A 21,802-nucleotide genomic window follows, 5' to 3' on the forward strand; every position below is an offset into this window, starting at 1 on the left:
TTTTTTTGTTGTGTGGTCGGGCTGTTCCCGGATGGCCCCTTTTGTTATCGCCTTGGATGGGCGGCGTAGCTGGGGGAGCATGGGCGGAGGGTCGGGCTCTTTTACGGGTTGCGGAAAGGGCTGGGCCGAGCCGCGATACTCGTGGGCTTCGCCCCCGAGAATCACGTCCCAGCCCAGCCCAGCCCAGCCCAGCCCAGCCCAGCCCAGCCCAGGTGGGTCAGTTGTAGTGGCAGTTCTCCTTGGCTGTTGCTGGAGCTCTACTCGGCGCTGAGGTCTTTCAAACGCACCATGCCCTCTTGCGTGATGCTTGCGACGAGCTCACCGTCGCGCGTGTAGATGCGCCCGAGCGTGAGGCCGCGTCCACCCTGTGCAGCGGTTGAGTTCTGCACGTACAAGAGCCAGTTATCGACACGCGCAGGACGGTGCCAGTGGACGCCGTGGTCGAGGCTCGCGAGCCTCAGGCGCGGATCCGTCCAGGTAATTCCGTGACGGCGGAGCACGGGTTCGAGAATCGTGTAGTCGGCGAAGTATGCGATGGCAGCCTGGTGGAGCACCGGATCATCGGGCATGGTGTCGACGGCCTTCACCCAGAGCGCCTGCTGGGCCGTCGCTTCCGCTGCCGGCGTGGTGTAGATCGGCTGATCCACGTGCCTCGTGATGAACGGTCGACGATGCATCCAATAGTTCGCCAGCTGCTCGCCGGCCGCTTCGATCTCTCCAGCCTCGGCGGGAAGATCCTCGGGAGCCGGCAGCCCTTCCGGCATCGCTTCACAATGCGCGAATCCGTCTTGTTCCAGCTGGAAGGAGCAAATCATCGACCAGATGGTCTTGCCATACTGGTAGGCCTGTACCCGTCGCGTCGTAAAGCTTCCTCCATCGTGAAGACGAGCCACGCTCAACGTAATGGGTGAGTGGATGTCACCAGGGCGAATGAAATAGCCATGCATCGAATGGATGACGCGATCTTCGGGCACCGTGCGTGCCGCGGCGACAATCGACTGCGCCGCCACCTGCCCGCCGAAGACTCGACCGTGCGGCATCCACTGGCTCGGCCCCGTGAAGATGTCTTCATTGGTGCAGGCGCCAGTGTCAATGAGGTTCAGGGTGCGCAGGAACGCCTCGAGCGGCGGTAGCTGCTCGAGCTCCTCCAGGCTCAACGGTGCCGGTGCTTTGACACTCACGGGATCCCAAATATGGGAGCGGTGATGTTCCCGCAATCCATCCGAAGTGTGAGATGCGGCGTGTCGTTCACCTGCGGTTTCCTCGGGCGCCTGGTTTGTCGGTGTCACGACGACTACCTTATGGGCCATGAGCGCAACTATTCGATTTGCAGACCCGGCCGGTGGCCGTGACCTGATGACCTACCTCCGCCGCGCGGCACGTATCGAGGACGGCTCGGTGCGTATCGTCGCTGAGCCCGGCTTCATCGCCGTGTGGACCCCCGTGCTTCGCCCCCAGGGCCTGCTCGACGCCGAGCCGATCGTCCTCGGCCTCCGCGTCATGAAGGGCGAGATCGTCGGTGCCGACGAGAGCGACCTTCGCGACGGTGTCTTTGACGCGGTCATGCCGATCCGCGGCTTCCTCGACCGCTTCGCCCACGAAGCACCGGGCCAGGAAGTTGAGCTTCCGGTCGAGCGTCGCAACGACGCCTGGGCCGGCGTCCTCCCGAGCCGCGAGGGCTGGCAGGCGATTGGCGAGCTCGATGAGCCGTCGCTCAACAAGGTCGCCCGCTCGGGCATCCAGCAGGTCGGCAAGGCGCTCGACGAGCTCAAGCAGGCTGGTAACGAAGACCAGCAGAAGCTTGCTGAAGCCCGCACCGCCACCTGGATGCGCCCGATTCCGCACGGCCTCCCGGCCGGTGTCGCATTCGGTGCCTTCGCGCTCGGCTTCCTCGCCCCCGAAGGCAGCGAAGCTGGCCGCGTTCAGGTTGCCGAGCAGCGCGGCTGGAAGCGTCTCTCGACGCTCCGCGGCCACGTGCTCGTCCGCGTCAAGGAGCGCCCCGCGGCGTAGCCTTCAGGCCTGACACAGTTCAGAGCCGATAGCCTGTCCGCCCCCGTCAGCCCACGCCGACGGGGGCGGATTGCTGCACCGGGACCTGCTCCCGGCCCCTGACCGACGCCAATGATGCCGTTGCAAGGAAGGAACGCGCATGACTCTCGAGACGATCAAGGCGGACATCTTCGCCCGAAATGCGGGCGAGCCCGAGTTTCACCAAGCCGTTGCTGAAGTGCTCGATTGCTTGGGGCCGGTGCTGGAACGGCATCCGGAATATTTCGACCTCGACATCATTCGTCGCCTCTGCGAACCGGAACGCCAAATTATCTTCCGTGTTCCGTGGATTGATGACAGCGGACGTGTGCACATTAATCGCGGGTTCCGTGTGGAGTTCAATTCCGCCCTCGGGCCGTACAAAGGCGGCCTTCGGTTTCACCCCTCAGTGAATCTCGGCATTGTGAAGTTTCTTGGCTTTGAGCAGATCTTCAAGAATTCGCTCACGGGGCTTCCACTTGGTGGGGGCAAAGGCGGTGCAGACTTTGACCCGCGTGGCAAGTCTGAACGTGAAGTGATGGTCTTTTGTCAGTCGTTCATGACAGAACTCCACCGCCACATTGGTGAACACACGGATGTCCCGGCCGGCGACATCGGTGTTGGAGCACGTGAGATTGGCTTCCTCTTCGGTCAGTACAAACGCCTCACGAATCGCTTTGAAGCCGGTGTCCTCACCGGCAAGCACACGCACTGGGGCGGATCGCAAGCACGCACCGAAGCCACCGGCTACGGGCTCGTGTTCTTCGTGCGAGAGCTACTGGCCACGAAGGGACGCGCACTCGATGGCGCATCAGTTGCCGTTTCCGGCGCCGGAAACGTCGCCATCTATGCCATCGAGAAAGCGCAGCAGCTCGGTGCCAAGGTCGTCACCGCTTCCGATTCGTCCGGCGTCATCTACGACCCTGACGGGATCAAACTCGAGGCGCTCAAGCGGATCAAACTCGAGCGCCGTGGCCGAATCCACGAATACCTCGACGAGGTTCCGGGGCAGGCAGAGTTCCGTGAAGACGCTACCTCCGTGTGGGACATCCCGGTTGATGTGGCGCTGCCCTGTGCGACGCAAAACGAGATCGATGCTCCACACGCGAAACGGCTCATCCGCAACGGCTGCTTGTGCGTTGCGGAAGGGGCGAACATGCCCAACACCGCCGCTGCCATTGAGATCTACCGTGAGACGCCGGGCATGCTGTTCGGACCCGCCAAAGCAGCAAACTCTGGCGGCGTCGCGACGAGCGCACTGGAGATGCAACAGAACGCGAGCCGCGACTCGTGGAGCTTCGAACACACAGAGTCCCGGCTTGAGGACATCATGCGCCAGGTACACCAGCGGTGCCGAGACACAGCGGAGGAGTTTGGTGCCCCCGGCGATTACACCCTGGGCGCGAACATCGCCGGATTCTCGAAGGTGGTTGAAGCGATGATCGCGCAGGGCGTCGTCTAGACGAGCAACCGCTGAGCCAGCCCGCGCAGCCGTCTAGGCGAGGATGCCGAGATCGGTGTCACCCTTCGGGCCACGCTCTCCAACGGGCGGCGTTGGCTCGAAGGTGTTGATGAGCGCGCGTGATGCCCGGTCGAAGTAATCGAGCATGGCCTCGCGGTGGATCGGGGCCGGCCCCATCTCTTCAACCGCGCGCGTCATGTGCTCAAGCCAGTGATCACGGGCTTCAGGATTCACGTGGAAGGGCGCATGGCGCATCCGGAGGCGCGGATGTCCGCGCTCAGCCGAGTAGCTGCTCGGCCCGCCAAAGAACTGAGCGAGGAAGGCGGCGAGGCGATGGATGGCGCCGTCAAGATCGTCCGCCGGATACATCGGCCAGAGCACCTCATCCTCGCGGACGCGCGCGTAGAAGCGCTCGACGAGCTCCTGGAAGAACGGTTCGCCGCCAACCTCGTCATACAGCGTCGGCAAGGCTGTGTCGCCGTCTTCGCCGCGGCGAAGGTGCACCTGGGCCATGAGTTGTCCTAACGGGTCGGGGGAGTCTGGTTGATGCGATCAATGCCGGTGCCATTGCACGGCTGCACATCAAGACCGTTCGGGCCGTCGAAGACGATCGTATTGAGCGCGGGGAGCTTGATGCCCTCGCGCTTGAACTCTGCCTGGATGTGCTGGCGCAGCGCACGCTCAACCTCCCAGCGCATGCCGGCGCGGGTCTTCGCCACAAGGCGAACCACGACAGCTTCGGCCGAGAGGGTCTCCATACCCCAGACGTTCGGTTCCTCAATGAACTTTTCCATCCATTCCGGCTCGTTCGCGAGGGCTGCGGCACCGCGCAGCATGACCTGCTTGGCGTGCTCGACGTCGACGTCGTAGGGGATTGCGAGGTCGATGATGGCGCGGTTCCACCCCTGCGAGTTCGAACCGACGCGGGCGATCTCACCGTTGCGGACGAACCAGAGCGTGCCGTGGACGTCGCGAACCTGCGTGATGCGCACGCCGACCTTCTCGACGATGCCCGTTGCGTGCTCGACATCCACTTCATCGCCGACGCCGAGCTGGTCTTCCAGCACCATGAAGAGGCCGTTCAGGACGTCACCGATGATGCGCTGGGCACCGAAACCGAGACCCGCACCGATCGCTGCCGAGAGCAGCGAGAGCGAGGCGAGCAGGTTCGGGTCGATGCGGTTCACGCAGAGCACGATCACGATGATCGAGAGGACGACCGTGACGACGTTCTGCAGCACCGAGCCGATCGTGCGCGTACGCTGCACGGTACGGACGGCGCTGAGTGGCGAACGCATGGCAATCGCCTGCGTGTCGGTGGTGCCGCGGCGACGCTTCACGCCCGAGACGATCTCTTCGACCGAGCGGCGGATGACGCGGCTCAGGATCCAGTGCAGGATCACGCCGCCCACGATGTACCCGACGAGCCAGAACAGGGTCTCGAACGGGGAAATCGCATCCTGGACCTCGGTCCACGTGATCAACGGATTCATGGGGCGTCCTCCTGAGGAATGTCGAAGCAGCCGAGTGTGCCACACGGGGCCGGACATCTGCTCGAAATCCGGCCCCGTGGCGGTGCAGCTCAGTGCGAGTTACTCCTGGTCCTGGCGGTCGCGGGCCTGCGCAGCGAGGGCACGCTCAACGCCAGCGCGGCCCTCGAGGACCATGCGGCGAAGGGCGGGCGAGGCATCCTCGTGCGAATCAAGCCATGCAGTAGCGGCGTCGCGGACTTCTTCATTGGCGAGCTCTGCCGGGAAGAAGCCCTCGATGATGAACGATGCCATGTGGAAGGAACGCTCTGCCCACACTGTGTCGAGCGCGTCGAAGTAGCGCGACACGAACGGCGCGATGAGCTCGGCGTCTGCGCGTGCAAAGCCGAGTGCCGTCGCGCGTACGACATCATTCGTGGCACCCGGGGTGACCACGGCACGCTGCCAGGCAGCTTCCTTGCCCTCTGCTGTCGGAAGCGCGGCAAGCGCGTGCGCTGCTGAGCGGGTACCGTCGGCCGTGCGGTCTTCCTCGAGACGAGCTTCAACGTCATCCGCGCCGCGGCGGCCACCAGCAACGAGTGCGATGAGCAGCTCCCAACCGAGGTCGGTGTCGATGTCGAGACCGACGAACACCTCGCGGCCCTCAAAGAGCGCCTCCACCGTGTCGAGCTGTGCGGGCGTGTGAGCGAGGCTCGCGAAGGCCTTCACGAAGCCGAATTGGGCGTCCGAGCCGGGCGCCGCGGTGCGGGCAAGCTCCAGTACGCCGTCGCCGGCCTCGGCGAGGAACTCGGCACGCACGCTCGGGTCGACGTACATGCGCGCAACCGTCTCGAGCTGGCCGAGGATCGTGCGACGGGTCGTCGACTCCGACTCTGCACCGGCAGCACCGAGCACGAGCTTGATGAAGTCGCGCGGGCGCATCTCGGCGTCGCGAGTGGCATCCCACACCGAGCCGAACACGAGGGCACGGGCCATCGGGGAGTCGAGCTCCGCGAGACGGTTGATGGCGGTCTCGAGCGAGTGCTCGTCGAGGCGGATCTTGGCGTAGCTGAGGTCGTCGTCGTTCAGGAGCAGGAGCGCGGGCTGCTTCTTCCCAACGAGCTCCATCACCTCGGTGCGCTCGCCGTCAACGTCCAGCTCGAGACGCTCAACGCGCGTGAGCTTGCCGTCCACCTCGTCGTACAGGCCAACGGCGAGGCGGTGCGGGCGGATCGTCGGGTAGTCGGGGTGTGCGCTCTGCTCGATGACGACCGAGGTGTAGTTTCCCTGCTCGTCCACCTCGACGACCGGGCGGAGTGTGTTCACGCCCGCGGTCTCGAGCCACTTCGCCGACCAGTCGCGCAGGTCGCGGCCGCTCGCCGCCTCGAGCTCGCTGAGGAGGTCCTCAAGCTCGGTGTTGCTCCACGCGTGCTTGTGGAAGTAGTTGCTCACACCCGAGAGGAACTTCTCGCGGCCAACCCAGAAGAAGAGCTGCTTGAGGACCGAACCGCCCTTGGCGTAGGTGATGCCATCGAAGTTCACTTCAACAGCCTGCAGGTCGGGGATGTCGGCGACGATCGGGTGCGTGCCCGGCAGCTGGTCCTCGCGGTACGCCCAGGCCTTCTCCATTGAAGCGAAGGTCGTCCAAGCTTCGGTCCACTCGGTGGCCTCAGCGGTGGCGAGTGTCGAGATGAACTCGGCGAAGGACTCGTTGAGCCACAGGTCGTTCCACCACTTCATCGTGACGAGGTCACCGAACCACATGTGGGCGAGCTCGTGGAGGATCGTGACGACGCGGCGCTCCTTGACGGCGTCCGACACCTTGGAGCGGAACACGTACGTCTCGGTGAAGGTGACGCAGCCGGCGTTCTCCATCGCGCCCATGTTGTATTCGGGGACGAAGAGCTGGTCGTACTTCTCGAAGGGGTAGGGCACCTTGAACGCGTTCTCGAAGAACTCGAAACCCCGCTTGGTGATGTCGAAGATGTAGTCGGGGTCGATGAACTCCTCAAGCGAAGAACGGCAGAACACGCCGAGCGGAATGGTGCGGCCGTCGCTCGAGGTGAGCTCGTCGCGGTGGACGACGTACGGGCCAGCAACGAGAGCCGTGATGTAACTCGAGATGCGTCGGGTGGGAGCGAACGTCCAGCGCGAGCGGGCGTCATCCACGACCTCGGGTTCGGGGGTCGTCTGGTTCGAGACGACCTGCCAGTGGTTCGGCGCGACGACCGAGAACTGGAACTCGGCCTTGAGGTCGGGCTGCTCGAACACAGGGAACATTCGGCGAGCATCCGGCACCTCGAACTGCGAGTAGAGGTACACCTCACCATCGACCGGGTCGACGAAGCGGTGCAGGCCCTCACCCGTGTTCATGTAGATCATGTCGGCCTCGACGACGAGCGTGTTGTGCTTCGCGAGCGAGGGAAGCTGAATTCGGATGCCATCAGCGTGCGTGGCGGGGTCGAGTGATTCACCGTTGAACTCGATCCGGTGCACGGTCTTCGTGATGGCGTCGATGAAGGTGCTCTCACCCTCAACACCGTCGAAGCTGATCGTTGAGACGACGCGGAACGTATCTTCGGCGGTCGTCAAGTCGAGCGAGACGTCGTAGCGGGCGTTGTCGACGACGCTGCGGCGCTGCTGCGCTTCGACACGGCTGAGGTTCTTTCCTGGCATGAGCAACCTTTCAGACGAGAGCGGGGAAGTCCCGGCGCAGCGGGACGCTGCGGATATGCCGCATCCTAGCCGGGCAGTGTGGGGTGGACGCCAGTGATTGTGGAGCCCCTACGGAAGCAGGCCCAGCGACCTCGCGCGTGCAACAGCCGCGGTCCGGCTGGGGACGTCAAGCTTGCCGTAGAGGCGGGCGAGATGGCTCTTCACGGTGGTTTGGCTCAGATGTAGCCGCTCGCCGATGTCCTGATTCGAGAGGCCCTCGGCGATGAGTTCGAGGACATCCCGTTCGCGGGCCGTGAGCTGCACGCTCGGTGCGCGCAGGTGCTCGACGAGCCGCATGGAGACGCGCGGCGCGAGCACAGTGCGTCCCGCGGCGGCGAGGTGGATCGCTTCGAGGAGCTCTGCGGGCGGAGCGTCCTTCAAGAGGTAACCGCTCGCGCCGGCCTCGATGGCCCCGACGATGTCAGCGTCATCCTCATAGTTCGTGATGACGAGTACGGCGGGCGCTGGCTGGCGGGCGCGGATGCGCTTCGTACCGATGACACCGCCATCCGACGGCCCAAAGCGAAGGTCCATCGTGACGACATCCACCGGTTCACCCTTGGCGTCGTGCGAGTCCAGGCGGGCGATCGCTTCGTCCACGCTGGCAGCCTCATCCACGACAGTGATCTCGGGGTCGGTGGCGATGACGGCGCGAAGGCCCTGACGAACAATCGGGTGGTCGTCGGCGATGAGGACACGAATCATGTGGTGGGCTCCTCAGCGTGAGCGAGGGGAATGGGGATGGATGCGCGCACGAGCGTGCCCTCGCCGGGGGCAGTCACCACGGCGAGATACCCGCCAAGCGCGGCGGCACGGGCGCGCATGCCCGGGATGCCGTAGCCCGAGCTGCCATCTGGTGCGGGCCCTGCCTCTTCAAGCACGAAGCCAGGCCCCTCGTCGGCAATCTCGACAACGACCTGGTCGTCTTCGCATTCGACGGCGACTCGACGTGGTGCATCGCCCGCGTACTTTGCTGTGTTCTGGAGGGCCTCTTGCGTGATGCGTACGAGCGCGGCCTCAACAGGTACAGGCAGTTTCGTGACGGTGCCCGTGCACTCGAACTCAGCGCCAGCATCGCGGGCGAGACGCTCGAGGACAGCCTCAAAGGACGCTTCCTGCAGAGGAGTGGGCGCAAGATCCTTGATGAAGGCGCGGGTGTCTGCGAGCGCAGCCGCCGCTGCTTCACGGGCTTGGACGAGCGCACCCGCGCTCGCGGCATCGCGGCCAGCACCGTGCGCTTCCGCCGCGTGAATGAGGAGCTGAATGCTCGAGAGATGCTGTGCCACGGTGTCATGCAATTCGCGGCCAAGGCGGGCACGCTCAGCAAGGACTCCCGCCTCGCGTTCGGTCTCGGCAAGGCGCGACTGCGTCGCCCGCAGCTCGGCGATGAGCGCGGCGCGCGCCGCCGACTCCGCCATGAGCGCGCGGAAGCCGATCATGACGACGATGAGGATTGCGGCACCGGCGAGCGGGCCGAGCACGGCGCCCGAGGACCAGCCGTGGTGGACACCCTGACCGGTCGCGGTGAGCGCCGCCAGCACGATCGCGGCGACAGATCCGGTCACCGGCGGCAGGAGCCAGAGGGCGAGGAAGTAGAGGGCGAGGCCGAGATAACTGGCGTCCGGGGTCAACACGATGAGCCACGACCACGGCACGCAGATGAGCGCGAGCCAGAGCGTATTGCGGACATTGAGCAACTGCGCGGGGCGGTCCAGGCTTGAGCGCACCACGAATGCGGGATGCAAGGCCGTGAGCAGGAGCACTGCCTCCACCGCGACAAGTCCCACGATGAGCGTGAAGACATCGGGACGATGTTCGAATGCGTCGCGCAGCGGCAGGGCGAGCAGGAGGAGCGCAAGCCCAACCGAACCGGCGAGCACACTGCGGCCGACGGGGGATGCCGCAGTCCTTGTCATACCTCGATCGTAGAGCGGCACGCGGGCGTCACTTCATCCTTTTGGACGAACTGAAGTCTGCTCCTTTGCATCTACTGCGTCCTTCTTCTCCCACCGAGAGTGGAGATGTGCTCGGGGACGTCCCGGGCCAGGAAGGACCACCGTGTTTGTTGCACTTCGCGAAATCCGCGCCGCCGCAGGACGCTTTGCCCTCATCGCGGGCGTCGTTGCGCTCATGACCCTCCTCGTCGGGTTCGTGAGCGGCCTCGCCGCTGGCCTCGGCGAAAAGAACGTCTCGGCGCTGCTCGCGAGCAACGCTGAACACGTCGTCTTCGCCATGCCCGACGGGCAACGTGAGAGCTTCGCCGATTCCGCCATCGACGAAGCGGTCGCTCAGCAGTGGGAAGCCGCCGCTCCCGGGGCTGTGACAGCCCTCGGTCTCGCGCAGGTGCCGCTTGAGCACGGCGCGACTGGCTCCGACAGCGCCCCGGTCACGATCTTCGGCGCGGATGTTGCGCTCCCCACCGCGGGTGAGCTGCCCGCGGGCGCCATCGCGCTCGACGCGGAGACTGCCGACAAGCTCGGCGTTGCTCAGGGCGAACAGATCGCCGCCTTCGGCGCTGAGCTCACGGTCTCGAGCATCGTGTCGCGCACCGACCACGCCCACATGCCTGTCGCGTACATGACCCTCGACACCCTCCACAGCGTGCTCGATGGCGCCCGCCAGCCCCACGCCTTCGCGAACGTTCTCCTGATCGATCAGGATGCGCTCCCGGCAGGATTCGACACCGCCGCACTCGACACCCACGCCGGTACGACCACCACGCCGATCCTGCCTGCCCTCCTCGCCATCGAATCGTTCAAGTCAGAACTCGGCTCGCTCGGCCTCATGGTCCTCATGCTCATGGGCGCTTCGGTCCTCGTCGTCGGAGTCTTCTTCCTCGTCTGGACCATGCAGCGCCGCGGCGACATCGCGGTCCTCAAGGCCCTCGGTGCGCCCACCGCGTGGGTTGCTCGCGACGCCCTCGCGCAGGCGGCGCTCGTCCTCGCGGCAGGGGTCATCGTCGGTGGCATCGCGGTCTTCGCCCTTGGTTCGGCCGCATCCGGCAGCGTCCCGTTCCTCGTGAGCTGGTGGACGCTCGGCCTTCCCTCGCTCGGCATGTTCATTGCCGGTCTCCTCGGTGCGCTCGTGTCGCTTCACCAAGTCACGAACGCCGACCCGCTCACCGCGCTCCAGAACGCTTAACCCGCAACAACCTCCAAGGACTCATCATGTTGGAACTTCACCAGATCACCTACCGCGTCCAAGACGGCGACAGCATCCGCGACATCCTCCGCGATGTGAGCCTCACCGTCACCGACGGCGAGATCGCAGGTCTCACCGGGCCGAGCGGCTCCGGCAAGTCGACCGCGCTCGCGGTGGCCTCGCGTCTCGTCCGCCCCGCTCGCGGCACCGTGCTCCTTGACGGCCGCGACATCACCGCCCTTCCAGAACGAGCCGCCGCTGCCGCCCGTCTCGAACACCTCGGCATCGTGTTCCAGACGCCGAAGCTCCTCGGCGCGCTCACGGTCCGCGAGCAGCTCGAACTCATGGTGCGGCTAGGCGCAGGCGATCTTGCGCGCCTGTCGACGGCAGAACAGAACGCACGGATCGACGAGACGCTCGAACTCGTCGGCATCAGCGATCTCGCGAAGCGTCGACCCGCCCAGCTCTCCGGCGGTCAACAGCAGCGCGCGAACATTGCCCGCGCGATCATCCACCGTCCCGGAACCCTCCTTGTAGACGAGCCGACATCGGCGCTCGACGTCACCCGCAGCAACCACATCATGGAACTGCTCACGAGCCTTACACACGAGCTTGGCACTGCCACCCTCGTCGTGACGCACGAACAGGCACACCTGCCACTCTTTGACACGGTGTACCGGATGCAGGACGGCGTGCTCGAAGCGCGGGAAGGACGCACGAGCGTTGGGGTCATGTCGTGAGCGAACGCCCAGCGCACGACGCTTGCTCCAGCATCTAGGCTTGCGGTATGGCTACGACGACGGTTGAGTTCTGGTTTGACCCGGCATGCCCGTGGGCATGGATAACCTCCCGCTGGATGGAGGACGTTGCCCGCCAGCGTCCCGAGCTGGACGTGCAGTGGACCCCGATGAGCCTCTGGCTCCTCAACAGCGCCCAGCACGCGGATGCCGATTACCTCTCGGGCCACGGTGCTGCCCACCAGCGCACCTTCGTCCTCACGAAGGCGCTCGCGGGCCTCAAGCAGGAAGCTGGCAACGAGCACGTGAAGGCGCTCTACGACGCACTCGGTGAACGCATCCACCACGAGGGCCGCAGCGACGACGCCCTCGTGGGCGAGGCGTTTGAAGCCGCAGGCGTCGACGCATCGTTCCTCGCTCGCGCCGAAGCTGGCGAATTCGATGAGGCGCTTGAAACCTCGCACCGCGACGGCATCGGCCGCGTTGGCCAGGACGTCGGTACTCCAATCATCGCCGTCAACGGCGTCGCCTTCTTTGGCCCCGTCATCTCGCCCGCACCGAAGGGCGAGCAGGCTCTCCGCCTCTTCGACGGCATCGTCATGGCCGCCGAATACGACGGTTTCTTCGAGCTGAAGCGTTCACGCACCCGCGGACCGGAGTTCAACTAATGCGTATCCATATCGCCACCGACCACGCAGGCCTCGAATTCTCGAAGGCACTCCAGGAGCACCTCGCCACGCAGGGCCACGAGGTCATCGACCACGGACCGGTCGAATACGACGCACTCGACGACTACCCGTCGTTCTGCATCAACGCCGCACAGGCCGTCGCGAACGACTGGCGCGAGGGCGCGTTTTCGCTCGGTGTCGTCTTCGGCGGCTCGGGCAACGGCGAGCAGATTGCGGCCAATAAGGTCGAGGGCGTGCGTGCAGCACTCGTGTGGAGCGTTGCCACCGCAAAGCTCGCCCGCGAACACAACAACGCGAATGTGTGCTCGATCGGTGCGCGCCAGCACACGCTCGAGGAAGCACTCGAGTTCATCGACGTCTTCATCGCTGAGCCGTTCCCGGGCGAAGAACGTCACGTGCGCCGCATCTCGCAGCTTGCCGAGTTTGAGCAGATTGGCCTCATCAGCGGCAAGGAAGTGCTCGAGCCGACTGAAGGCGCAACGCCTGCCGTGCTCGAGAGCGACGAGGCGGCGGCGAACTAGTGCCCGAAGGGCATTCCGTCCACCGCATCGCGCGCCAGTTCAACGCCAATTTCGACGGGCACCGGATCGCGGTCTCCAGCCCGCAGGGCCGCTTCGCGGACGGTGCTGCGCTCCTTGACGGGCACCTCCTCGAAGAGACCTTTGCCGTTGGGAAGCAGATGTTCTCGCGCTTCGAGCATGGCCTGTGGCTGCGCGTGCATCTCGGCATTTACGGGGCGTGGGACTTCTCGGGCGAGGTGTCGACGACGCTTGGACAGACGGGGGAGTATTCTCGCCCGAGCGGCAGCATCCAGGTTGAGGACTCGCGCGGCGAGACATCACTTGCCTCAATCGGGGCACCGCGGCGGACGCGCCTCCGTATGGCGGAGCATGAGGCCGAGGGTGAGCTGGCTGCCTGGCCGCCGGAGCCGGTCGGAGCGGTCCGTGTGCGTCTCCTCACCGAGTCCAGTTGTGCAGATCTCCGCGGGCCGACCGCCTGCGAAGTGATCGACGAAGCACAGCTCGAACGTCAACTCGACAAGCTCGGCCCGGATCCCCTCGTTGATCGCGGCGCGAAGGCTCGGGAACGCTTCGTCTCACGCGTGCTGGCGAAGAAGACGCCGATCGGGATCCTCCTCATGGACCAATCGGTGGTCGCCGGCATTGGCAATGTGTACCGCGCGGAGATCCTCTACCGAGCGGGGCTTGACCCGCATCGACCTGGCAACTCGCTCACGCGTGACGAAGCCGAAGCGCTCTGGACTGACTGGTGCAAGCTCTTGAAGATCGGCGTCGAAGTCGGACAGATGATGACGATCGACGGTCTCCGCGGCGCCCGCAGGATTGCTGCGCTCCGCAATCGTGAAGACCGGCACTGGGTGTACGGCCGCGCGGGGGAGCCGTGCCGCAGCTGTGGTACCCCGGTCGCGCTCGAGGAGATGCAGGCCCGCAAGCTGTACTGGTGCCCCGGATGCCAGCACTAGCTGGCTAGATCGGGCCACTAGCGAAGCTTCGAGAACGCCGTCGCCATCCGTTTCGCGTTGCGGATCTGCGCCTCGTAGGTGGCTGCGAAGACGACGAGCACGATGCCGGCAAGCGCCGTCCACATCCACCACGGGACGCTCGTCCACACGAGCACGGCGACCGCCCAGAAGGTGATGAAGGCGTGCAGTAGCGTCGTGACGGCACCGATGAGCAGCGGTGCCTGCATCCGGAAGACGGCTCCGAGGATGACCGCGAGCACGGTGCACACGGCGAGTACGATCGCCCGGATGCCGTGCGGCGCAGCAAGCTCCGCGAGCAGCATCGGCAGCGACAGGACGAGCAGCCCCGGCGCGAGGGCCTGCCATGACGACACGGCACGGTAACGGCGCAGGAGCAGAGCCCCGACCACGAGCCATGCGAGACCGAGGGGGAGGACGAGTGCTTCCGTGCGCCACCATGACGCGAGCTCGAGTGGGCTCGTCCCACCGACGATGAGTTCGGTGATGGCGGTGCAGATGATGACACCGGTCGTGAGCACGAAGACGAAGCCAGCATTTCGGGGCGCGAGGGCCTGACCCACTCGCTCCGGGGCAGCAGCAAGCGCCATCGTGAGCACCCCGAGGACGACGACCAAGGCGATACGGGTGAGGTCTTGCAGCAGCCGTTCTGGTGACCAGAACGCTGTGGTGAACACGAGGAGTTCGAGCATACAGAGCATGAGGACGAGCGCCGCGCGCGGGGTGGCCTGCTGTCGTGCCCGGGCGAAGGCGCTCGCGGCGAAACACCCGCCGATCGTGAGGACGACGAGGGCGGCGGCAGCGCCGAGCACGCATGGGATGCGCGTGGCGACCGGGGCAGCGAACCACAGGAGCGTCGTGATGCATGAGGTTGCGACGCCGCTCCACGCGAACAGCTGCAGGAGTCGACGAAGCGAGGCTCGGGTGAACGGGATGACGGTGACGCACGCGACGACAAACACGGCGGCGAGTACGGGGAGCGCAGTGTGCGGTTCGAGGTTTGGTGACCCGAGCGCTGCGACGAGGTGCGGCGTGAAGAGGAGCAGCGGCGCGAGTGCAGCGTAGAACGCGACGTTGGGGGCAAGCTTCGGCGACGTTGCCGCGCGCGTGACGCTCCACAGGAGCCAGGCACTCGCCATGAACAAGCCGCCGATGACGGTCATTCGCCAGCTTGCGGCGAGGCCTGGCATCCAGGCCTCGCACGCTGACCAGAACGCCAGCGAAACTAGTGCCGGCACCGGTGTGAGGAGCGAGCGGCGAACGCGTCGCGCGGCGGGTGAAACCGTGTGTGCATCCGTGACTCGGCTCGGGAGAGCGAGGAAGCTCAGCGTCAACGCGAGGCCCAGAAGGGTGATGGTTGCGGTAGCCGGTCCGCTCGCGAAGATCGTTGGCAAGGCCGCGCCGACGAGGCCAACCACTGTCCATTCGGCCGGGCGCAGGGCATCAGCCTGCGGGCCCCGCCGCGCGCTGCGCACGATGAGGACGATGCCCGCCGCGAGGAGTGCCCCAAGCATGAGCGTGAGCGGGGCGGACCCGATAGGCCCCATCGATTCGGCAGGCCGCTGCGGGAACGGCTCGAAACTCCGAAGGAGGAGCATGCTGATGCCCGGCAGCGCCGTGAGCGGGAGGATGGCGCTGGCTGCCGCGCCGAGGCATCGCTCGGGCAGCACCATACGCGCCCACACGAGCGTTGCCGCGAAGAGTACGAGGCTTCCCACGATGGCGATGGTGGCGAGCACGGGCAGCTCTGGCGAGTCGAACACGGTCCCAACCACGAGCACGAGGAACGGCAGCGCGAGCGTGCCGAGGGCCACACCAGTCGCCGTGCTGAGCACGCGAGCCAGCTGCTGGCGGTCAAAGGCGAGCGTGCGCGCAAGAAGTGCCGTGTTCACAAGCACACATGCAGTGAGCACCGGTGAGAACTCGAGCGGCTGCAGCTCTGCGGACCACGTCATGACAGTCACGACCGCGAGGAGCGTGAGCAGCGGCGGCATGAGTGACCAGATGACGGTGCGGGTCATTGCGCCGCGGCCCAGCGTCACAAGCCAGCAGATGCCAGCGATGACGAGGATCGTCGCCGCGCTCGCGGCGGCGTGGGCGAGAGCGAAACCGATCGTCTCGAGGAGGAGGTACGCAACGGCTGCGAAGACACCAGCAGACCGAGCTTGCACACCGGTCAGCGGCGGGGGTGTCGACTGGGCTCGCCGTGCGTCAAGCACCGCCAACATCGCCACGCCAAGGAGGCCGAGCCCTGCCACAAGCCACGCGGCGAGCCAGATCGGCATCCCGTTCGCGAGAGCTGCGACGGCTGCCGCAGCGGAGAGTGGCACCGCGAGCGAGGCAAGACGGCTCCGGCGGTGTCCGACCGTGAGGAGGATGGCGGCCGCGATGAAGCCGAGACCAAGACCGAGACGGTGACCGGCGGCCTCCGGCCAGACTGCAAGGAGTACGCCGTCGAGCTCCTGAACCGATGAGGTCGTGAACGCCCACTCGAAGGGCGAGACCAGGAGCAGGAGCAACCACACCGCGACCGGGATCGCGAACGTTGCGCTCGTGACGATGAGGAGCGGCAGCGTGTGCCCGGCGAGTGCGCGGACTCGGGTGTGCAGTACGTACGCCAGCGCGAGGGCGACCGGCAGCATGAGCGTGAAGACCGTGTCTCCTACGATGCGCGCCGCAGGGATGTCAGCGGAGAGGCTGAGCGCCAGGCCCATCACAGCGAGCGCAGCGAAGGGGAGCGTGAACGCCAGGAACCATGCACCGAGCGAGAACCGAGAGCGGGGTCGACGCTGCCAGCTGAGCAGCGCATGGCCTGCGGCGACGCAGGCAGACAGCGCGGCGAGCACACATCCCGTGAGGAAGAATGGCGCCCCAGCTGAGACGACGCTTCCTCCGAAGACGCTCCCGAGGAGGATAAGGAGGACAACCGCGAGTGAAACGACCGCGGCGGCCTGCAGCATCCGCGGCTCAAAGGAGCGGCGCTTGGGCGGCTGACCGGGAGCCCCGGCCGCAAGACCGTGCAATGCGCTTCGACGATCGAGGACAGCTTGGTAAGCAGGATGAACGAGCGCGAGGCCAGCCACAGCCAGGAACGCCATTGCGGCGGGCAACTCGATCTCGAGCACATTCGTGAGGCCATCAACCGTGACGAGGCCCGCGAACGGGAGCAGGAACGCCGACACAATGAGCGGCGCCCGAAGAAGCCCGATGGCGGCCCATCCCAGGTGGAGCGCCGACACCGCAACGAGCGCCGCACCCCAGGAGATGCCCGTCAGATGTGACGGGATGTTGAGGAGGTCTTCGCTCTGCAAGCCCCAACAATCCAGCAGCAACAGCACTGATCCGAGGACCGCGAGACCCTCCGCAGTGCCCCGTAGCTTGCCGCGTGCGAGCACCGCGGAGAGCACGAGCACGGTGAGCGTGAGGAACCCAACGACGATCGTTCGGCCAACGACACCCGCGATGACCCAAGCAAAGATGAGGAAGACGATCGAAGCGACCGACAAGAGCGCGATACCAAGCACGAGCATGAGGATCTGCACAGCGGAGCGCTTGGGTGCCGGCGGCACGGGTGCTACGGGGGTGTGCGCCGGTGTCGGGTGAGCACGTGGCGTGGGGTGCTGGTGGGGAGGCGCGCCGGATTGTAGCGCCGTGGCTTGCGGCGCTGGGTGCGGCGGGCGCCCCTGCGCGTGCGAAGCCTTGGCCGCCACGGCGTGCGCCCGGGCGACAGCCTCCCGCTGCTGGAGGAGGAGGGCCTGGCCGCGCTGATGCGCGAGTTGCAAGAGCTCCGCGCGGCGCTGGAGCGCACCAACCGCCTGTTCAGAGGCGCGCCACGCTTCGCCCGCTTCCGCGCAGCGGAAATCGAAGCCACAGGCTGGGCAGAGCGGCGCAGCGACTGGGCCGAAGGAACACCAGGGGCACCTCGACGGGGCGATGAGAAGATCGGCGCGGGGCGGAAGTGGAATCACGTGTGCTGGCATCACCCGCGGACGAGGCAATGCCGAGGAATGCGCGGGCCGGTCGTCCTGGCCCGTGTTCGTGCTGCCGATCATGGTTCGAGGCTAGGCCGAAACAAGGGCGGCGGGGACGGGCTGTGGATAACCCGCGCTCGAAGTGCTACCTGAGGATAAGCGAGGGCAACTCGCAAGATTCGCGGATGCGTGACAAATCGAACTTGTGGGACTGCTCAAAAACGAGACGTGCTTTATCCAACGTCACCCTGAAGGCGTAGTGTCGTGTAAGTGTTGCTTGCCCTGCAACTGCCCTGCCAGTGATGTTGAGTGTGCGCTTGCGGTCCGGTGGGGTTCGTCGTCACTACCTTGAGGTTGACAGTGAAATCACGTACCTGGAAGGCCGCTCTTGGCCTCGTTGGCGCCTGTGCAGCCGTGTTTGCTGGAGCGGTTGCTCCTGCTGCACCGGCTCAGGCAGCCGACACGATTGACCCGAACGCTGCCGTCACGCTGAACATTTATAAGTACGTGGGGGACCCGGTCAGCCCGCAGCCGGCCCCGGGAACCGCTCCCACAGGCCTGGACCCCCTGCCGGGTGTCACCTTTGAGGTGAAGCGCCTCACGAACGTGGACCTCACCACGAGCGCTGGCTGGGCGACGCTGTCGAGTGTGACGGCGGCTCAGCTTTCTGACGGAGACACCGCGAATGATGGCGGCGTGACCCTCGGCGGTCCCGTCACGAAGGTGACGGATGCGCAGGGCCTTGCGAGCTTTACGAATCCGGACATCAAGGTTGGTGCCTATCTCGTCACCGAAAAGCAGCTCGGCAACTACACCGTTGCAGCCCCCTTCATCGTGACCCTTCCCCACGAGGGTGCCAACGGTGCATGGGACTACACGCAGAACGTCTACCCCAAGAACCAGAAGATTCAGCCGACGAAGGCCGTGAACGATGACAAGGCGACGCTCGGCCAAAACATTGACTACACCGTGAACCTCCCGGTTCCAGCTGGCGACCTCACCGCCTTCGGTATGGAAGACCAGCTCGTGGCTGACCTCACGCTGGTTGCGTCGCCGGTCACGGTGAAGGCCAGTAACACGAAGGTGACGCTTGATCCTGCCACCGACTACACGATCGACACCGCCAACAACAAGCTCACGGTGACCTTCACCGAAGCTGGCCGCAAGAAGCTCCAAGAGCAGCGCGTGAGCGACCCGGCTCTCGCCGTGAGCGTCGGCTTCTCGGCCACCGTGAAGTCGATTCCGACTTCGGGCGTTATCACGAACACCGCTACGTTGATCGGCCCGAACGGCATGCGCATTACGACCGACGTGGACGCGAACGGTGACGGCAAGCCGGACCCGGCTTCGACTACCTTCGCGAACCTCGTCGTGACGAAGACTGGCCCGGCTGGAACGGACAACGCGGCCCTCAACGGTGCCGTCTTCGAGCTCTACCGCTGCACCGAGACCGCACCCGGCAGCGGCAAGTATGCGCTGAGTGGCAATGCGCTCACCATGTCGACCGACGCTGAAGGCAAGAAGGGTACGACCATCACCACGGCAAAGGGTGTCACCGGTGGTGCTGCCTCGACCGCGCAGGCCTTCGCCGTTCCGGTGTCGTCGACGAACACTGACGCGACCGGAACGATCTCGGAGACCTACTGTGTGCTCGAAACCGACGCTCCTGCAGGCTTCGTCCGTAACCCGGAGCCGATCCTCGTGACGTACACGCCGGGCGAGGGCGGCAACGCTGGCACGCTCACGGCTAGCGTGATGAACCAGAAGAACACGATCCTCGGCAACCTTCCGGCAACCGGTGCCTGGGGTGTTGGCCTCATCCTGCTCCTCGGTCTTGTGCTGGTGATCCGCGGTATCGTCACGAGCCGCCGCGACCGTGAGGACCAGCCCACCGTCGCCTAGCGTGAGGGCCTAGCGGTGACGGTGAGTGTGCCCTGCACTCACCGTCACCGGCCACAGCACGATCGGGGCATCAGCAGGACGAGGGGAGCATCGTGGCCACAACTCGGCGGCGACACCGCTACCGCTCAACGGTCTACCTCGCGCTCGGGATCCTCGTCCTGCTGACCCCCGTGGTGCTGACACATATCAACAACGTTGAACAGCAGCGAATTGCCGAACGGTATTCGCAGCATGCCTTGAATCTGAGCGAACAGGATCGATCCGCACTGCTCGACGAAGCACGGCAGTACAACCAGGATCTCGGCGAACACCCCGTCACAGACCCGTGGGGAGGCGTTCCTGACCGGCACTCCGCTGAATACCAGCGATACGAGCACTTACTCGCATCGGATGCCATGATGGCCCGCGTGCGGATTCCGTCGGTGGGCATTGACGCTCCCGTCTATCACGGAACGAATCAATCAACGCTCGCCATGGGCGTTGGCCATGTCTACGGCACTGCGTTGCCCGTGGGTGGCGAGAGCACCCACAGCGTCCTGGCAGGGCACACCGGTCTTGCCACGGTCACCATGTTCGACAACATCTCGCACGTGAAGGACGGTGACATCATGATCGTTGAGGTCGCGGGCGAAACGCTTGCGTACCGCGTCGATCAGATCAAAACTGTCCTGCCCAACCAGCTTGAGGATGTCATGCCTGAAGCTGGTCACGATCGCATCACCTTGGTGACCTGCACGCCCTACGGCATCAATACGCACCGTCTGCTCATCCGTGGTGAACGCACCGAGCTTCCCGCAGACGCGCTGACGCAGAGCTACTTCAGCCCGTGGCAGCCGTGGATGGTCTTCGCGATCATCATGGCTTTCATCGCCCTCATCGTCTTGCTCATGCGCGCGAGGAAGCGTCACCAGCGGAAGACTCAGACTCAGAACGAAAGGACAGCGGGCGCATGACGCACACACTTTTCGTGCGCATCCGGCTCATGGTGCTCCTGGGGGTAATCGTGATGTCGTTCGCTGTCGTCTGCGCCCCAGCCGCGAGCTCAGCTGCTGACCTTGGAACCTTCACGTTGCACAAAACCGAAGGAGAAGGAGACACCCCGGGGACTCCCATCGAAGGAATCCAGTTTCAGCTGCAACAGTTGCAGGGCATATCCGTCACCGACCAAGCCAGCCTCAACGAGCTCTCCACTCGTGACCCACGGGTTCTCGCCGACGGGGATGAATACCTGCTCGCGGCACCGATCGCGATGACGACTGATGCACAGGGCATTGCTACGGCGTCCGGTTTGGCGGACGGCGTGTATCTCGTCAAGGAATTGCCGAGCCGGTCAGGCGACGTCGCCTACAGCGTGATCGAGCCCTTCCTGATTTCGATCGGCTATGAGGGGAAGCGTGACATCGTGGTCTGGGCGAAGAACCAGGCCGTCTCCATCACACTGGCTGTGTCGAAGAATCCCGTCGTGGAAGGTGACGTGTTCTCGGTCACCGCGCAGGGGACGGTTCCTGCACCCGACCGTGACGGAAAGCTGCACCGCTACGTGGTGGTGGTCGAAACTGATCCACTCTTTCTCGACCCGATGGTGGGACGGGTGTGGATCTCCTCTGCCCTTGGCGACGTTGAGCTGCAGGAAGGTCGTGACTACACGGCCACGTGGAACAGCGAGTTTCGGCAGATGATGGTGACGCTGACGCCCCACGGGCTGTCGATGCTGGCACCGATTCGTCTGCACGCTCCCGATACTCATGTGAACGTACGCCTGGATGGTCGAACGGGAACACCGAGCTGTCACGCGGGCACGCCCGGCAACAGCAGCAGTGGTGACTCCGCAACGCTGATCTGCGAGCGACTCACATTCATGTCCGCGCTGTTCGTGGACGGATGGGCGGTACCAACGACACAAGACAAGCTCCTATCGCAGGGCATCTTGTCGAACCCTCAGTTCGTCGACGTTATTGTTCCCAATGCCACAGACGAAGTCGTTGACCCGTCTATGCGGCCGGGTTCAGAACCGACGCGATTGCCAGACATCTTGGTCGCGAGCGGTGGGCTGTTTGCGGGAGGAGCGTTGTTAACGGCAGCAACCCTCTGCGTGCTGTTGTTTTTCATGTTCACTCGGAGGCGCAGCGACGAAGATGAGGAACAAGAGCTAGTGCATGGAATGAGCGGGAGTGAGAGGAAGTGACG

17 protein-coding genes are annotated in these 21,802 nt (G+C 65.1%); 10 read left to right on the forward strand and 7 right to left on the reverse strand.

The features are described 5' to 3' along the window. Positions 1-257: 257 nt before the first annotated feature. Positions 258-1,181 carry an acyl-CoA thioesterase gene (locus ZAL01S_RS05370; RefSeq protein ID WP_370664270.1) on the reverse strand — a complete coding sequence of 308 codons (924 nt, stop codon included), beginning with the start codon at positions 1,179-1,181 and terminating at the stop codon, positions 258-260. A gap of 127 nt (positions 1,182-1,308) precedes the next feature. Here ZAL01S_RS05370 and ZAL01S_RS05375 point away from each other — a divergent pair, with 127 nt between their 5' ends. Both ZAL01S_RS05375 and gdhA read left to right on the forward strand, forming a co-directional pair. Then, positions 1,309-2,010, forward strand: coding sequence for a hypothetical protein (locus ZAL01S_RS05375; RefSeq protein WP_159421600.1), 702 nt, complete (start codon positions 1,309-1,311; stop codon positions 2,008-2,010). A gap of 139 nt (positions 2,011-2,149) precedes the next feature. Next, entirely contained in the window at positions 2,150-3,490 is a 1,341-nt protein-coding gene (gene gdhA / locus ZAL01S_RS05380; protein ID WP_066080857.1) for an NADP-specific glutamate dehydrogenase, read from the forward strand. Between the two features lie 33 nt (positions 3,491-3,523). Here gdhA and ZAL01S_RS05385 read toward each other — a convergent pair whose 3' ends face one another. The 5 genes from ZAL01S_RS05385 to ZAL01S_RS05405 form a co-directional block, all read right to left on the reverse strand. Then, positions 3,524-4,003, reverse strand: a complete 480-nt coding sequence (locus ZAL01S_RS05385) for a globin (protein WP_066080859.1) — start codon at positions 4,001-4,003, stop codon at positions 3,524-3,526. 8 nt (positions 4,004-4,011) lie between these two features. Then, positions 4,012-4,983, reverse strand: a complete 972-nt coding sequence (locus ZAL01S_RS05390) for a mechanosensitive ion channel family protein (RefSeq protein WP_066080862.1) — start codon at positions 4,981-4,983, stop codon at positions 4,012-4,014. A gap of 99 nt (positions 4,984-5,082) precedes the next feature. Then, positions 5,083-7,635, reverse strand: coding sequence for an aminopeptidase N (gene pepN, locus ZAL01S_RS05395; protein ID WP_066080865.1), 2,553 nt, complete (start codon positions 7,633-7,635; stop codon positions 5,083-5,085). Between the two features lie 108 nt (positions 7,636-7,743). Continuing rightward, complete coding sequence (locus ZAL01S_RS05400; protein ID WP_066080867.1) at positions 7,744-8,379, reverse strand: response regulator; 636 nt, start codon at positions 8,377-8,379, stop codon at positions 7,744-7,746. Next, positions 8,376-9,590, reverse strand: a complete 1,215-nt coding sequence (locus ZAL01S_RS05405; RefSeq protein WP_083523102.1) for a sensor histidine kinase — start codon at positions 9,588-9,590, stop codon at positions 8,376-8,378. Before ZAL01S_RS05405 ends, ZAL01S_RS05400 begins: the two co-directional genes overlap by 4 nt. A gap of 142 nt (positions 9,591-9,732) precedes the next feature. Between ZAL01S_RS05405 and ZAL01S_RS05410 the strand changes: the two genes are divergently transcribed. From ZAL01S_RS05410 to ZAL01S_RS05430, 5 genes are read left to right on the forward strand one after another with little or no spacing between them, the layout of a single operon-like run. Further along, positions 9,733-10,815 carry an FtsX-like permease family protein gene (locus tag ZAL01S_RS05410; protein WP_066080873.1) on the forward strand — a complete coding sequence of 361 codons (1,083 nt, stop codon included), beginning with the start codon at positions 9,733-9,735 and terminating at the stop codon, positions 10,813-10,815. Between the two features lie 26 nt (positions 10,816-10,841). Continuing rightward, positions 10,842-11,555: an ABC transporter ATP-binding protein gene (locus tag ZAL01S_RS05415; RefSeq protein WP_066080876.1), complete on the forward strand. Its 714-nt coding sequence runs from the start codon at positions 10,842-10,844 to the stop codon at positions 11,553-11,555. A 47-nt stretch (positions 11,556-11,602) separates the two neighbouring features. Continuing rightward, positions 11,603-12,220: a mycothiol-dependent nitroreductase Rv2466c family protein gene (locus tag ZAL01S_RS05420; RefSeq protein ID WP_066080879.1), complete on the forward strand. Its 618-nt coding sequence runs from the start codon at positions 11,603-11,605 to the stop codon at positions 12,218-12,220. Then, positions 12,220-12,762 (forward strand): ribose-5-phosphate isomerase, encoded by a 543-nt coding sequence (locus ZAL01S_RS05425; RefSeq protein WP_066080882.1) that lies wholly within the window; start codon positions 12,220-12,222, stop codon positions 12,760-12,762. Before ZAL01S_RS05420 ends, ZAL01S_RS05425 begins: the two co-directional genes overlap by 1 nt. Next, a complete protein-coding gene (locus tag ZAL01S_RS05430; protein ID WP_066080885.1) occupies positions 12,762-13,724 on the forward strand; it encodes an Fpg/Nei family DNA glycosylase in 963 nt (320 codons plus the stop codon). The genes ZAL01S_RS05425 and ZAL01S_RS05430 overlap by 1 nt, the downstream gene beginning before the upstream one ends. A gap of 17 nt (positions 13,725-13,741) precedes the next feature. On the opposite strand, the gene ZAL01S_RS05435 is transcribed toward ZAL01S_RS05430, so the two are convergent. After that, positions 13,742-17,311 (reverse strand): SCO7613 C-terminal domain-containing membrane protein, encoded by a 3,570-nt coding sequence (locus tag ZAL01S_RS05435; RefSeq protein ID WP_217995470.1) that lies wholly within the window; start codon positions 17,309-17,311, stop codon positions 13,742-13,744. Positions 17,312-18,073: 762 nt separating this feature from the next. Here ZAL01S_RS05435 and ZAL01S_RS05440 point away from each other — a divergent pair. The 3 genes from ZAL01S_RS05440 (at position 18,074) to ZAL01S_RS05450 (ending at position 21,800) form a co-directional block, all read left to right on the forward strand. Then, entirely contained in the window at positions 18,074-19,615 is a 1,542-nt protein-coding gene (locus tag ZAL01S_RS05440; protein WP_066080892.1) for a SpaH/EbpB family LPXTG-anchored major pilin, read from the forward strand. 92 nt (positions 19,616-19,707) lie between these two features. Then, positions 19,708-20,568: a class C sortase gene (locus tag ZAL01S_RS05445; protein WP_066080895.1), complete on the forward strand. Its 861-nt coding sequence runs from the start codon at positions 19,708-19,710 to the stop codon at positions 20,566-20,568. Continuing rightward, entirely contained in the window at positions 20,565-21,800 is a 1,236-nt protein-coding gene (locus tag ZAL01S_RS05450; RefSeq protein ID WP_066080898.1) for a SpaA isopeptide-forming pilin-related protein, read from the forward strand. The genes ZAL01S_RS05445 and ZAL01S_RS05450 overlap by 4 nt, the downstream gene beginning before the upstream one ends. Positions 21,801-21,802 lie beyond the last annotated feature (2 nt).

The sequence above is a fragment of the [Zimmermannella] alba NBRC 15616 genome, from assembly GCF_001570905.1.
Lineage (GTDB): Bacteria > Actinomycetota > Actinomycetes > Actinomycetales > Microbacteriaceae > Pseudoclavibacter > Pseudoclavibacter albus.